The 13,561-nt window shown below is 56.6% G+C and carries 15 protein-coding genes; 7 read left to right on the top strand and 8 right to left on the bottom strand.

The features are described from left to right. Nucleotides 1-12 precede the first annotated feature (12 nt). The 4 genes from P4L78_RS15040 to P4L78_RS15025 are packed head-to-tail and all read right to left on the bottom strand — an operon-like array spanning nucleotide 13 to nucleotide 4,227. Entirely contained in the window at nucleotides 13-1,425 is a 1,413-nt protein-coding gene (locus P4L78_RS15040; protein ID WP_309328665.1) for an ABC transporter substrate-binding protein, read from the bottom strand. A gap of 49 nt (nucleotides 1,426-1,474) precedes the next feature. After that, entirely contained in the window at nucleotides 1,475-1,711 is a 237-nt protein-coding gene (locus tag P4L78_RS15035) for a ferredoxin family protein (RefSeq protein WP_309328664.1), read from the bottom strand. An 8-nt stretch (nucleotides 1,712-1,719) separates the two neighbouring features. Next, complete coding sequence (locus P4L78_RS15030; RefSeq protein WP_309328663.1) at nucleotides 1,720-3,462, bottom strand: fumarate reductase/succinate dehydrogenase flavoprotein subunit; 1,743 nt, start codon at nucleotides 3,460-3,462, stop codon at nucleotides 1,720-1,722. Nucleotides 3,463-3,483: 21 nt separating this feature from the next. Continuing rightward, nucleotides 3,484-4,227 carry a GntR family transcriptional regulator gene (locus P4L78_RS15025; protein ID WP_309328662.1) on the bottom strand — a complete coding sequence of 248 codons (744 nt, stop codon included), beginning with the start codon at nucleotides 4,225-4,227 and terminating at the stop codon, nucleotides 3,484-3,486. On the opposite strand from P4L78_RS15025, the gene P4L78_RS15020 reads away from it, so the two are divergent. Continuing rightward, entirely contained in the window at nucleotides 4,226-4,450 is a 225-nt protein-coding gene (locus tag P4L78_RS15020; protein ID WP_309328661.1) for a hypothetical protein, read from the top strand. The two genes, P4L78_RS15025 and P4L78_RS15020, sit on opposite strands and share 2 nt — an antisense overlap. A 218-nt stretch (nucleotides 4,451-4,668) precedes the next feature. After that, complete coding sequence (locus P4L78_RS15015; RefSeq protein WP_309328660.1) at nucleotides 4,669-5,871, top strand: CocE/NonD family hydrolase; 1,203 nt, start codon at nucleotides 4,669-4,671, stop codon at nucleotides 5,869-5,871. A 287-nt stretch (nucleotides 5,872-6,158) separates the two neighbouring features. On the opposite strand, the gene P4L78_RS15010 is transcribed toward P4L78_RS15015, so the two are convergent. From P4L78_RS15010 to P4L78_RS15000, 3 genes are all read right to left on the bottom strand, one after another. After that, complete coding sequence (locus tag P4L78_RS15010; protein ID WP_309328659.1) at nucleotides 6,159-7,151, bottom strand: BamA/TamA family outer membrane protein; 993 nt, start codon at nucleotides 7,149-7,151, stop codon at nucleotides 6,159-6,161. A 174-nt stretch (nucleotides 7,152-7,325) separates the two neighbouring features. After that, on the bottom strand, nucleotides 7,326-8,015 hold the full coding sequence (locus P4L78_RS15005) for an MgtC/SapB family protein (protein ID WP_309328658.1): 690 nt from the start codon (nucleotides 8,013-8,015) through the stop codon (nucleotides 7,326-7,328). Between the two features lie 349 nt (nucleotides 8,016-8,364). Continuing rightward, on the bottom strand, nucleotides 8,365-9,330 hold the full coding sequence (locus P4L78_RS15000) for a GlxA family transcriptional regulator (protein ID WP_309328657.1): 966 nt from the start codon (nucleotides 9,328-9,330) through the stop codon (nucleotides 8,365-8,367). A 243-nt stretch (nucleotides 9,331-9,573) separates the two neighbouring features. Here P4L78_RS15000 and P4L78_RS14995 point away from each other — a divergent pair, with 243 nt between their 5' ends. The 5 genes from P4L78_RS14995 (at nucleotide 9,574) to P4L78_RS14975 (ending at nucleotide 13,323) form a co-directional block, all read left to right on the top strand. Further along, the gene (locus P4L78_RS14995) at nucleotides 9,574-10,233 is read left to right on the top strand and encodes an HD domain-containing protein (protein ID WP_309328656.1); all 660 of its coding nucleotides are present in this window, start codon (nucleotides 9,574-9,576) and stop codon (nucleotides 10,231-10,233) included. 30 nt (nucleotides 10,234-10,263) lie between these two features. Then, on the top strand, nucleotides 10,264-10,941 hold the full coding sequence (locus P4L78_RS14990) for an alpha/beta hydrolase (RefSeq protein WP_309328655.1): 678 nt from the start codon (nucleotides 10,264-10,266) through the stop codon (nucleotides 10,939-10,941). Between the two features lie 52 nt (nucleotides 10,942-10,993). Further along, the gene (locus tag P4L78_RS14985; protein WP_309328654.1) at nucleotides 10,994-11,785 is read left to right on the top strand and encodes an alpha/beta hydrolase; all 792 of its coding nucleotides are present in this window, start codon (nucleotides 10,994-10,996) and stop codon (nucleotides 11,783-11,785) included. A gap of 65 nt (nucleotides 11,786-11,850) precedes the next feature. Continuing rightward, complete coding sequence (locus P4L78_RS14980) at nucleotides 11,851-12,909, top strand: MBL fold metallo-hydrolase (RefSeq protein ID WP_309328653.1); 1,059 nt, start codon at nucleotides 11,851-11,853, stop codon at nucleotides 12,907-12,909. Nucleotides 12,910-12,945: 36 nt separating this feature from the next. Next, the gene (locus tag P4L78_RS14975) at nucleotides 12,946-13,323 is read left to right on the top strand and encodes a hypothetical protein (RefSeq protein WP_309328652.1); all 378 of its coding nucleotides are present in this window, start codon (nucleotides 12,946-12,948) and stop codon (nucleotides 13,321-13,323) included. Nucleotides 13,324-13,454: 131 nt separating this feature from the next. Here P4L78_RS14975 and P4L78_RS14970 read toward each other — a convergent pair. Beyond that, nucleotides 13,455-13,561 (bottom strand): IS3 family transposase (locus tag P4L78_RS14970; RefSeq protein WP_309327294.1); only part of this gene is annotated, 107 nt, incomplete at its 5' end.

Genomic DNA, 13,561 nt, shown 5'->3' with positions numbered 1-13,561 from the left:
GACCCTGCCCCTTCAGTTACTAGCCAGCTTGGCGGTTTGGCGTGCGCTGGCGTAATCAAGCACGCGGGCCCCATTGGCCTTTGCCCAGTTGGCGGCGTTGTCTTTGAGCAAAAACGCAGCGAGTTGCCCTTTGCTGTCTTTTGCAAACCACGCCTGCTGAGCAAACAGTTTGATGCCGCTGTTGTAGTCTTGGGCGTAAATCACGCGGATCTTCTTGCCCTGGTTTTCCAGTTTGCGGGCATCGGTAAACGCGTTTTCGGGGGACTGATAACTGCGTACATGAGCTTCACCTGTTACCCATACCTGGGCCACGCGTTTGATATTGGTAATGGGCTTCCCAGTCAGCGCGTCATTGGCGTTCAATGCCAGCCGGTTGTAGTCTTTCAAACTGGCTTCGTAGTCTTTACCGGAAAGCCGGAATGCGTCGCGCAGGTAGCGATCATCAATAAAGCTGTTTACGTCCAGATTTGCGTCGGTTTTCTTCAGATATTTGAGTGTTTCGATCGACGTTTTGAGCGCCTGGCGATATTCCGGCTTCCAGGTAAAGTCACGGGTTTGCAGACCAAGAGGGCCATGAAACAGATAGGCCACTTCAGCCTCTACCCCAGTCGTTTTTTCGATCAGCTCACTGTATTTTTCTGGCTCAGCGGCAAACAGGCGATCCGCTTCAATGGCCGCACGCAAATAAGCTGTGACAATTTCCGGGTATTTTCTGGCGTATTCCGCGTTAACCAGGGAACCGTGAAACGTGGCAGCCCCCGCTTGTGAGCCATCAAATATCTTGCGGGCAAAACCGCGATACGGGAATAACTCGGCAAAGGGCACAAAATCCGCGTGTGCGTCGATTTTTCCGGTCTGCAGGGCAGGCGCCGCCACTTCTGGCGCCTGAGTCAAAATGGTGATGTCCTTATCGGGGTCTATACCCTGCGTTTTAAGTGCGCGCAGCAACATGCCGTGAGCAGTGGAGGCAAACGGCACTGACACCGTTTTGCCGCGCAAGTCGGCGATCGACTGGATGGACGAATCTTTGGGCACCACGATGCCATTACCGCTGCCTTGGGTACTGCCGGACAAAACGGTGATGAACAGACTCTTTTTGCCAGCCTTCTCAAAAGCCGCCCCATTGAGCGAACCGGGGAAATCTGCCATCGAACCAATATCCAGGCGATCTGCCACCATTTCGTTGGTCAGCGGTGCGCCAGAGGTAAAGTTCTTCCACTCGATGTCATAAGTGACATCTTTGTACTTGCCGTCATGCGGCAGGTATTTGTCGAGCAGTTTGAGTTCGCGAATCATCAAACCACCGGAGGCGCAATTGATGGTGGTGTCCTGCGTGCCAATGGCAATGCGGATGGTTTCGGCGTGGACGAGGCTGGCGCTTAGCCCGGCAAACCCCAGGGCGAGCAGACGGTGAAGCACATTCATGGTTCAACTCCGGTGAAAAGTCTTGTTATGGGGCGTGTGTACGGCGGCGTCAGCGCAGCAAATACGGAATATCGACCTGTACCGCGCCAGTCGGGCAGTCTTTCTCGCACGGCATGCAGTACCAACATTCGTCGAACGCCATATAGGCCTTGCCTTTGGTCAGGTCGATGGCCAGCACATCCAGCGGGCAGACATCCACGCAGACCGTGCAGCCTTTGTCGGCGATGCATTTTTCTTCATCAATGCGTACCGGTACGCTGATGCGCTGCTGGGCAAGGGAAAACACTGGAAAGCTCATGCCGGGAGACTCGCGGTGTGGGGTTGGGGCGGAATCCGTAATTGCTGGTAAGCGGTTTTTTCCGCATCGGCCATGGCGATGACCGCAGGCTCCAGTGCGCGTTTGAAGCAGTACATATCGCCGCGTTCGTTCTTATGGGTCTGCACATGCACCATCCAGTCCGCATCGTTGCGCTCGGGGAAATCCACCCGCTCGTGGTACAAGCCCCAGCGACTTTCCGTGCGAAACAAAGAGGCTCTGGCCGCCATCTCTGCGCAATCGCGAATGGCATGAACTTCCATGGCCCGCATCAGTTCATGCGGGTTATTGGCGTGTAGTTGGTCCAGATCGTGGCGAATGGCTTCAAAGCGCTCCAACCCGATTTCCATCTTGCGGGTCACTTTGGGCGGCTGCAGATAGTCGTTCACCATTCGGCGCAATTTGTATTCCACCTGAGCGGGCGGCAGGCCTGCGGTGCGCAGCAGCGGTGCCCACACGCGCTGACGTTCGGTAGCAATCTGCGCGTCATCGACCGGGGCATGCGCGTGATCACCGGCGTGCCGGGCTGCCGATTCGCCCGCGAACTTGCCATACACAAAAGCACCCAGCATGTAGTTGTGGGGCACGCATGCCAGATCACCCGCTGCAAACAAACCCGGCACGGTGGTCGCCGCATGTTCATCTACCCACACCCCGGACGCGGAATGCCCACTGCACAGACCGATTTCCGAAATATGCATTTCCACCATGCGCTCGCGGTAATCGGTGCCTCGGCCAGCATGAAAGCGGCCACGGCTGGGGCGTTCATTGGTATGCAAAATGGTTTCGATTGTGCTGATGGTTTCTTCGGCCAGATGATCCAGCTTGAGAAACACCGGGCCATTGCCACCGGCCAATTCACGCTGGAATTCGAGCATCATTTGTCCGCTCCAGTAATCGCACTCAATAAATCGCTCGCCTTTGCTATTGGTGGTGTAGCCACCGAACGGGCCGGTCACGTAGGCGCACGCCGGGCCGTTGTAGTCTTTGATCAGCGGGTTGATCTGGAAGCACTCAATCCCAGACAGCTCGGCCCCGGCATGAAACGCCATGCTGTAACCGTCGCCGGCATTGGTCGGGTTCTCATAGGTACCGAACAGGTAACCCGAAGCCGGTAAGCCCAGCCGACCCGCCGCGCCGGTGGCCAGCACCACCGCCTTGGCACGCACGACATGAAAATCGCCGGTACGGCAGTCAAACGCAAAGGTGCCCGCGATACGGCCATCTGTACCCACGATGAGGCGGGTGGCCACCAAACGATTGGTAATCTCTACCCGGGTTTTCTTGAGCTGGCGATAGAGCACCTTTTTAATGTCGTGCCCTTCCGGCATCGGCAGCACGTAGCTGCCCATGTGGTGCACCTTTTTCACCGCAAAATCACCGGTTTCGTCTTTCTCAAACTTCACGCCCCAGCGATCCAGTTCTTCGATCATGGCAAAGCTGTTCTGTGCGTACGCCATCACGGTTTTCTGGTTGACGATGCCATCATTGGCGGCGGTTATCTCACGCACATACTGTTCTGGCGTGGCGTGGCCCGGGATTACGGCGTTGTTGAGTCCATCCATCCCCATCGAGATGGCGCCGCTGCGTTTGACATTGGCTTTTTCCAGCAACAGCACGCGTGATGCCGGGTTGGCCTGTTTGGCCTTTACCGCCGCCATCGGCCCGGCAGTACCACCGCCGATGACCAATACATCGACTTCATGTTCAATCGTATTCATGGGTTTCTCGCTCAAGCGGGCTCAGTTGCGGGAAATGCGCAGCCGGTACTGGAAGTTGTCCGGGCGGCAATAAAGGTATTCAAAATCAACCGGCGCGCCTTCGCGGGTATGGGTTAGCCGCTCGATCCGCAAGATGGGTGAATTCACAGGCACACTCAGCAGGCCTGCGAGATCGGCATCTGCCAGTTGGGCATCGATGGCCAGGTCAGCATGGCCAAGTGCAATGTCGTAGTCGTTTTCGAGGATCAGAAAGATATCGCGCGAGGCCAGGTCCTCCCGTGCCAGCCGCTCGCCAATGCGGGTGCTGACGTACGTGACATCCAGCGAGACCGGCTCGCGGTTCAGATAACGGATGCGGCGAATCTGCGTCACTGGCGTGAATTCGGGCAGCGCCAGCCGGGCAGCCACTTCGGCATTGGCGGGTAAGGTATGCAGACTCACCAGTCGGTTGTGTATCTCATGCCCTTGGCCGGACATGGCCTCAGCAAAGCCTTGCAGCCGCCCCAGTTCCTGAAACGGTTTGGGCTTGGCCACAAATGAGCCTTTTCCCGCCACGCGGAAGATCAGCGACTCTTTTTCCAGATCACCCAAGGCCTGACGCACGGTGATACGACTGACCCCATATACACGCATCAATTCGCTCTCTGAGGGCATCTTTTCGTGCGGCAAATAACTGCCCGTCATGATGCGCCCGCGCAGTTCCTCCCGGATCTGGCTATAGAGTGAGATGTGGGAGTGAGTACGGGCAATTAAAGGTTCATACATGGCAACACTTCACATAACTTGTTATGACAGGTCATGTCATAGCAAGGCACGTGCCAAGCCATTGGCATTGCTTTGGAAAATATTCAACGCCATGATTATTATTGTTTTTATTGAAAATTCATTGCGTGCGGAGAAGGCAATTCATTTCGCTGGCCAATCAGAAGTGTTGAATTTCAAACACATAAACCAACAAACTGTTGATTTTCAAGCAGCTATTGTCTGAACTGCTCCAGTGTCTCGAAGAACCGGACTACTAGTGCCTGAGCAGCCCCGCCTTTTGTCGATACCCTGTCGTTATGAATCCACTATTCGAATAGCTGCCACGCAACGTGTTCCAGACACCTGTCGTGGGCGGCTATCCAACAATGAGCACCAACTGGCTATGAAAACAGTGGCAATTCACTTTTATGGTTTCTCCCGGATACAAAAAGATGGATTTTCATGAAAAAAAAGCTCCTTGCCGCCGTTCTCTGCCTATTCGCCAGTCTGATTGCCCACGCTGCAGATGACGACCCTCCCTTGCGGAAAGATCTGAACGAGCAGGTACTGATGCTGGAGGTCGGGTCTGGCCCGCAAGGTTTTGATCTGGAAACCACGCTCTACAAGCCGGCCGGGCCGGGCCCGTTTCCGCTGGTGGTGATCAACCACGGCAAAAAAGCCGGTGAGGCCTCTCTTCAGGAGCGGCAGCGTTATCCACTGATGGCGCAGGAATTCCTGAAACGCGGCTACCTCGTCGCGCTGCCGATGCGGCGCGGTTACTCGAGGTCGGGTGGCAAGTACGACCTGGAGGGTTGCAACATCACCCAGTGGGCTCGCGATCAGGCGGACGATGTCATCAAGGTCATTGAACTGCTGCGTGCCCGGCCGGACGTGGATGGCAACCGCATTCTGGTTATCGGGCAGTCGCTCGGCGGTTTGGTTGCCCTGGCGCAGGCGGAGCGCAATGTCACTGGTGTCAGGGCGATACTGAGCTTCGCCGACGGTATTTACTGGCCCGACAACGCATCCTGCGATTTGGAAACTGCTCGCAACGAGACCTACACCAATCTCGGCTCGGATGCCAAGGTCGATTCACTCTGGTTTCATGGCGAAGATGACGCATACACCCCAGCCGAAATTGCTGCCAGGCTGTACCGACGCTATCAAGCGGCGGGCGGGCGGGCCGAGCTGGTGCGTTTTGCGGCTCCTCAAAGCGTTGCACACGGTCTCTTTGGCACACGCCAGAGTTTCGAGAATATCTGGTGGCCCAAGGCAGAGCCCTTTCTCCAGGCCCACGGCCTGCCGACCGCAGTGATCAACCCGCAATACGTCGATCTGCCGGCACCAAAAGCCACCGGCTACGCCGAGAGCCCGCGCAACTTTATTGTTTTGCCAACGAGCGACCAAGGCTGTAAGTCAGCATATCGCCGATTTGTCTACGAGAATGTCGCGCCGCGCGCATTTGCCTTCAGCGCTGATGGCGCGTGCGGCTGGTCAGCCAATAGCGACGACCCCAGCTTTTACGCGCTGAAGAGCTGCAAATCTGCCGCGAGGCGGCTTTGCCAGCTCTATCTCGTCGACGATGTCGTGGTCTGGCCCAAAGAGATCGTAGCGCAGCCTGACACCTGGGATGCAAGTCAGCCTTTGCATGCATCCGAAAACTGATTCCGACTGGCGTTGACTCTCTATTTTCCCCGAAGCAGAGAGCGTAGCTAGCTAGCCAGATATGGCTGTCAGATGGGCGACGTAGCGGTACGAAGGGCGGCTAATAGCTCCTGGTCCAGTTTGGGTAGTTGCAGTGGATTGACTGGCACGAACACGTCATGAATGTAAATCACGCGCAGGCTGCTATAACTGGCGTGGCATTGCTTGCAACGAAACAAATTAACAAGATAAAACACCTCCGGGACAGCTGCGCCAAACCCCTGACGGACAACGCACTGGCAGACGCCTCAGAAGGGCTGTCCCATTGCCAGATACAGGCCGCTGTTACCGGATTTCCCCATCGCGTAATCCATTCGCAGCAGCGACTGGCTTTTCGGATCAAGGACGTACCGAACACCTACGCCCCCCATGGGGTACCAGTTACCCTGGTCACCAATCTTGTGATCTCCGTCAAACAGGCTGGCCACGCCACCGAAGACCGCCGCCTCCCAGCGGGGACGAAATGCATAGCGGGCCTCCACTTGGGTGACGAGCGAATTTTCCGCTGAATTTTCTCCAGTGGTATATCCCCGATAACGACGCAACGTCGCTTGAGATGAGGATGGCGCATCGGGCGTGGCAAGCCAGCTGGCGTTGTATGCGATGGTGAGTTTCGATGAAACCAGCTGGAAATAAGACGCCTGTGCATTGTAGGCCCAGTAATCGTAGTCGCCGGCAAACGCCTTGTTATACGACGTAATGGCGAACTCCAGATGCATGCCCGACTTGGGGTTCATCACGTTGTTGCGCGTGTCGTAGGTTACGTTGAGGCCAAGGCCACCGTTGTAGACATTTCCGATGTCGTATCGCGTCATGATGAAGTTGGCGGCATCGTCCGCGGCCTGCGGATCAATGTTGCTGTAAACGTAGCTGCCACCGACGTACCAAGGCAAATCGCCGATACGCTGCTGGTAACGGGCGTAATAGAGCTGCAGGTGGGTGTCCACCGAAGCCGGCCCCCCACCAAGATAATTGTTGTAGTCGTTCCTGGCTTTCGCTTGCACGATGGCACCGAGAAACCGTTTTGTATTGTCATCCCAATAGGACCGGTTGTAGAGCGCGGCCGTCCAGGAACCCGTATTGGAGTATTTGGCCTGAGCCCCCGTCATGGAGATCGGAGAGCCAACATCGAACTGGTTAAGGTAATTGGCAGTCGCCCCACCAGCAAAACCTAATTTTGGGCCATTGCTGAGCAGCGGCGCGAACAGCCCAGTCGAGTACCGGAAAAGTCTGGGATTCATCGCTTAACCAGTCCAAGATTTTATCCGCACCCCCCGGGTCAGGATTGAGTGCAAATTAACAGCGTTGCGAGCAACAGCGCAGAAAAGCTGAAATCAAACACGATTACGCCTTGGGCTTTTGCATTACTCAGTAACACACTCTCCCAAGACACCCTACGTTCCTTCTGTATAGGGTCATAAGCCACCGACAATGTCACGCTCTTCCATATGCCGCACAGCAGGCAGCGATTTAAGGGCTGCGACGATCTGCTCGAACTCGGGTGGGCTGACACGTGACAAGGTCACGATGATTTCATCGGTCTCCATCAGTTCCAGCGGCTTGAGTACAAATTGTTTTACCTTAGCGGTGCCTTTGGGCAGCAGGGCATTGAACATCTCCGGGGAAAGCTGCGCGTGGCTGGCGATGATGCGAAGTTCTCGCCGTTGGGCTTTTTCCCGGTACATGCGTTCCAGCGGCTTTATGCCGGCCAGAATCACCAGGATGATGATTGCAGCACTTATGGCGGCAAAATAAAGTCCGCCTCCGCAGGCTAGCCCCACTGCGGCAACAGACCACAGACTGGCGGCAGTGGTAAGCCCCTTGACTACCTCGCCGCGCATCAGAATGGAGCCAGCGCCCAGAAAACCGATACCGGACACGACTTGCGCCGCGACGCGCGATGGGTCAAGTACGGTATGCGCATCTTGCAGGACGTCGCTGAATCCGAAGGCCGAAACGATCATGAACAGTGCGGCGCCTACGCAAACCAGCATGTGGGTGCGTAAACCCGCAGACCACGATAGCCGCTCGCGCTCAAAACCGATCGCCCCACCCAGCACTGCGGCGGCCAGCAAGCGGACAAGGATGTCGTAGTTGGCAATCACTGGAGCCCTTCCTTTGACGGGTTTTAACTGTTTTTTTATCCTATACCAGCCTCGCTGGCGTTCCCATAAGGAGAGTGGTGCGGAGATCTATGGCCAAGCTTCGGCGCTGTGCAACTTTTGATGAGTGGTCTGCCCCTGCCATGGTTGACACCCAGTTAAGGGCATTGGGCAATGCTCGCTTTTCGGCCAAAACGGTCAGTCGCGATAACGGTCGTCAACGTCTGTTGTCTCACATGAAGCGGACTTGTTCTGCCGCCATAGCCAACACCCTTAATACTTGGTTTTGAATGTGGATGGCACTTGCACCCGCCAGGGGTGCGCGTCCCCGTGTTCATCGCGTTTTACGCGCTCACATGGTTCTGAAATTCCCGCGATATTGCTGTGGCGTGATATTGAGTCGACGTTGAAAAGCGCTCCGCATCTGATCGGGGCTGGAAAAACCGCAGTCGAAAGCAACGCTCTTAAGTGCTGCCTCCGTAGACTCAAGCAGATTGCGAGCCCGGTCCAGGCGTACGTTTTCCACGAATTCATGCGGTGTGATGCCCAGCTCACTGATGAAGAGGCGAGCGATGCTGCGCGCACTGACACCGCCGATTTCGGCCAGCCGCTCGACCGGAAAGGTCTCGTGGATATGGTCCATGACATAGGCCTGAACTTTACCCAGCGGCGTTCCCGCGTCGCTGGCAGTGAGTAGCAAAGGACTGAACTGGGATTGCCCCCCTTGGCGCTGCGCCACGACGACGAGCGCCTTGGCACACGCAAGAGATAAAGCGGCTCCGTGATCTTCTCCAACCAGGGCGAGACTAAGGTCGATGCCGGCCGTTACACCTGCGGATGTCACCAGATGATCATCGCGCGCATAAATCCGGTCATGCTCGACACGCGCCGCCGGAAATTGCGCTGCAAGCTGAGCTGAGCAAAGCCAGTGAGTCGTGACGATCCGGCCATCAAGAAGACCCGCATGGCCGAGCGCAAAAGCGCCGGTACAGATCGAGCCATATCGTTCGGCTGAAGCACCCCATTCTCTCAGCCACGCCGACAAGGCATCGCCGGATGGACTGGCAGGAAGATTCGGACCGCCTGCCACCAGCACCGTGTGAAAAACCTGCTGCGCCTGCGCGAAACTGAGATCAGCGACCATCCACATGCCGTTGGAACCGCGCAAAGGCTGCGTGTTACCCGCCACCAAAATGCAATTGTAACGATCCTCTTCCGGCAAAAACCCATTCGCTGCTGCAAACACATCGAGCGGACCGGCGACGTCGAGCGCCTGTACGCCATCGAATATGACTATCGCGACATCTTTCTTTGGCATGAGTGTTGGTGTCCTTTGTCAAAAAATATCGCGCATTGCGAAGCTCAGGCACCCGCTGGGCCCTGTTGGCAGATTATGACATACGGTTGGCAGATTTTCGTGGCAGGTATCAATTGCTGCCAAATTCGATTGCCGCGATCATTCTCTCGTCGGCTCAACGTCCTCTTCGAGTACCCGAACTGACAACCATTAACCGGCAGAACCCTCTTTTGCCGGGATATCAGTCTCACACGGAGAACGACTTTGACTCACAACCATCAGGCAGTCCCCGCCATAAATGGCATCACCATACCCGACAGCGCATTGGCGCGTGCGATCACCGAGTTTGTACGTGATACCGAGACCGAACTGCTGTTCAACCATTCGAGCCGGGTCTTTTACTTTGGCGCCATCGCAGGACAGCAGCGTGGCCTGAGCTTTAACACGGAGCTGCTGTACGCGGCGACGATGTTCCACGATATCGGCCTGATGCCGTCGCACAGTAGCGCGAATCTGCGCTTCGAGGTCGATGGCGCGAATGCCGCCCGCGACTTCCTGCAAAGCTACAAGCTCAATCCCGCCGACATTGAAAAGGTGTGGACCGGTATTGCGTTGCACACGACGCCAGGCGTGCCGGAGTTCATGGATCCGGTGATCGCCCTGACCACCGCTGGCGTCGAGATGGACGTGCTGGGCCTGACTTACGACCGCTACGCCCATGAGGTTCGTGAGGCCGTGGTCGCTGCCTTCCCGCGCACCGCCGCCTTCAAGGAAGACATCATTCAGGCCTTTTACGACGGCATCAAACACAAGCCCGATACCACCTTCGGCAACGTCAAGGCGGATGTCATCGCCGACAAGGAACCGCATTTCCATCGCGGCAACTTCTGCTCTGTTATCCGCTGTTCACACTGGCACGACTAATAATTCCAACCCATTTCCAAGGAGAAAGACATGACTGTATCTAACGTAATCCTCGTTCACGGTGCCTGGGCAGACGGCTCAAGCTGGGCCAAAATCATTCCGTTGCTGGTGGCCAAGGGCATGAAGGTTAATGCCGTCCAGCTGCCGCTCACCAGTTTCGAGGCCGATGTCGCTGCGGTTCGCCGCGCCATTGCACTGGCACAGGGCGACGTGGTGCTGGTTGGCCACAGCTACGCCGGCGCCGTGATCGGAGAGGCAGGCAACGACCCCAAGGTCACGCGGCTGGTCTATATCGACGCGTTTGCGCCCGATGCGGGAGAATCCGCCGGCTCGCTCTTCGCCCAGTTTGAAGCAGCCCCGCTCAATGCCGAGATCCGGCCCGATGCGGAAGGTTTCCTGTCGCTGACGCAGAAGGGAGTCGCCACGCTGTTCGCACAGGATCTTGACCCCGTGGAGCAGACGCTGGTCCATGCTACGCAAGGCCCGATCAATGCTGCAGCGCTCGGCGGCACACTGACGCAGGCCGCGTGGCGCGGTCGTCCAACTTTCTATCTGATCGGGGACGACGATATGGCGATCCTGCGCGTGGATCAGGAACGCATGGCCGCGCGCATGAATGCCGCAATCGGGCATGTCGCCTCCAGCCATGTTCCGATGCTCTCGCATCCCGCTGTTGTCAGCGACTTTATCCTTCAAGCCGCTGCCTGATTCCACCCAGGCCACGACGTTCGCGTCGTCGGCCTGTTTCTGGAGCAATCTGATGAACACCGTATCGAATACCATCAAACTTCATGTCGAGGATTCCGGGACCGGCGCGCCAGCGCTCTTCTTCCTCCATTACTGGGGCGGTTCATCCCGAACCTGGCGGCATGTCACACATAGCCTTACGCCCGATTTCCGCACGATAGCGGTCGATCAGCGCGGCTGGGGTCAATCGGACAAACCGCTCGAAGGTTATACGCTGGCTGTCCTGGCTGATGATGCGCAAAGGCTGATCGATAGCCTGGGCCTCGACCATTACATCCTGGTAGGGCATTCCATGGGCGGCAAAGTCGCGCAGTTGCTGGCATCGCGCCATCCGGCAGGGCTTGCGGGATTGGTTCTGGTGGCTCCGTCGCCGCCCTCACCGATGAACGTGCCGCTCGAGGCAAGGCAAGGCATGGTCAACGCCTACGATAGTCGGGAAAGCATTCTTGCCACAGTCGAACAGATGCTGGCGGCCACCCCGCTTCAGCCGGAAGATTTGCAAACAGTCGTGCACGACAGTCTGCAGGGCGCGCCAGCCGCCAAAGCGGCGTGGCCGCTGGCAGCCAGTCAGGAAGACATTACTGCACAGGCGGCACTGATCCGGGTTCCCACCCTCGTCATCTCGGGCGACAAAGATAAGGTCGATCCGCCCGCAGTGCTCCAGCAGGAATTAATGACGCGCATACCGCACGCCACGCTGCATGTTCTGCCCGGCATCGGCCACCTTTCTCCATTGGAGGCACCAGAGGATCTGGCCCATCAAATCCGGGAATTCGTCGCGCTGCGAACCGCAGTGACGCCGTAACCGCCGAATTACAAAGAGTGCCCCTGCGCTTGCCGGAATGGCGCTATGCATCCAAGGATATTTGTATGTTTGAAACTCAGATTATTACGATACCGATCCTGCCATTTGGCATGGTCAACGCCCATCTCATCCGCAGCGACGCAGGCTGCATTCTTATTGACACGGGTATTCCGGGATCGGAGCATAAGATCGGCAAGGTTCTCGCCAGACACGGTCTTACGTTCCGCGACATCAAGCTGATCGTCGTCACCCATGCTCATACCGACCATGCCGGCAGCGCAGCACGCCTGCGCCAGCTGTCGGGCGCGCCCATTCTGGCACATCAGGCCGATGTGGATTTCTACAGCCGCAAGGAGCCGATGACCTATTGCACAACGAGTTGGGTCGGCAAGCTGTTTCTCAAGACGCCGGTTCCACACGAACCCTACGAGGGTTTCGCTCCAGACATCATGATGACCAACGGCAACCTGTTCAATCTGCTCGACTTCGGGGTAGACGGCATTGCCCGGCATACGGCTGGTCACACGCCCGGCTCCATTGCAGTGGAGTTGTCTTCTCAGGACATGATGGTTGGAGATCTGATTGCCTCGGGCATACTGATTGGCGGGATGATCTTCAAGGGACATGCCATTCGACCGCCCTTCGAGGACGACCCGGCTACCGTATCGCGTGAGCTGATTCGCATGGTAGAAAGAGGTGGCAAACGCTTCCATATGGGCCATGGTGGGCCTTTGGAAGTTCCCGAAGTGATGCGCCACGCCTACGCTTGGCGAAATTGGCAGACCATTCATGCGCTGCAGGTCAATGCCAACACCACCAACACCAAGCGACTACTCCCACCGATAATCCTGCCGAAGAAGAGCACGTTTGAGCTCTTCCGCGTGGTAATTGAATCGCCCCGAGTTCGTAGACACTTCTGGTGGTCTGCTCTGGGTCGGCAGCTGCCATTGACGGTAGTGGGTGCCAACTTCCGCTTTGGCCGATTTGCCGTCAGCCCCAACCAACTGTGGGCAGCTCGTCGGCCAAAGCAGCCGGTGGTGCGGGATGCCTTGAATGACGGCTCCCTATCCAAAACGGACCTGTTGCGCGGCCATACTGGACTCGTTCAGTCAACTCTTCAATAATGCGCCTGGACAGACCTATGTTAGGAGGATGTATTGATGGTTAATGATGAAGCCACTCCTCTCGTCATCGATATAGCAAGGAGCTTTATATCGCTGGTGCGAGAAATTGAGCCAAGTTGGCGTAAAGCATATTTGCGATTCTGCTTACGCGACTCAGTATCTGAAGCGAAGGGTTCCTATGTGCATGAGTCGGGCGTTGATATTATTGATGTCGTCAAGCATAAGGATTTTTTCCACCCCGTCGCACAAAAGGGACAAGACCTTCTGGCTGCATTAGGAAAGACGGAGGGCGTGTTCCTGCTTGTTACGGATTCAAGTTTTGACTATGAAATTAAGTTTGAGTATCAAGACTTGAATCGTTGGAGAATCAGCAAGTTAGGTGGTGGAACAGGAGTGCCTTCCGGTATTGAGTAGCGACAGAGAGTGTTGCCGCAACAAGACGCCTTCCTACGGTGGGTATCGCTAGGTTCGGACAGGACAATGCCAATGACTTTATGGTGGATCGCTTGCGAAATTGGTCTGGCCCGGCCTCAACGGACACCGGGTTAAGCACTGAGTGCTGAATTACGCAGCTCGAATTCCGCCGGGGTCAGATACCCCAGCGTCGAATGGCGGCGATGATGGTTGTAAAACCGGATGTAATCGAACACAT

The organism is Silvimonas sp., from assembly GCF_031291215.1.
In the GTDB taxonomy this organism is placed as follows: domain Bacteria; phylum Pseudomonadota; class Gammaproteobacteria; order Burkholderiales; family Chitinibacteraceae; genus Silvimonas; species Silvimonas soli.
The sequence above is the reverse complement of the archived record's forward strand: the minus strand, read 5'-3'. Positions and strand labels throughout refer to the sequence as shown.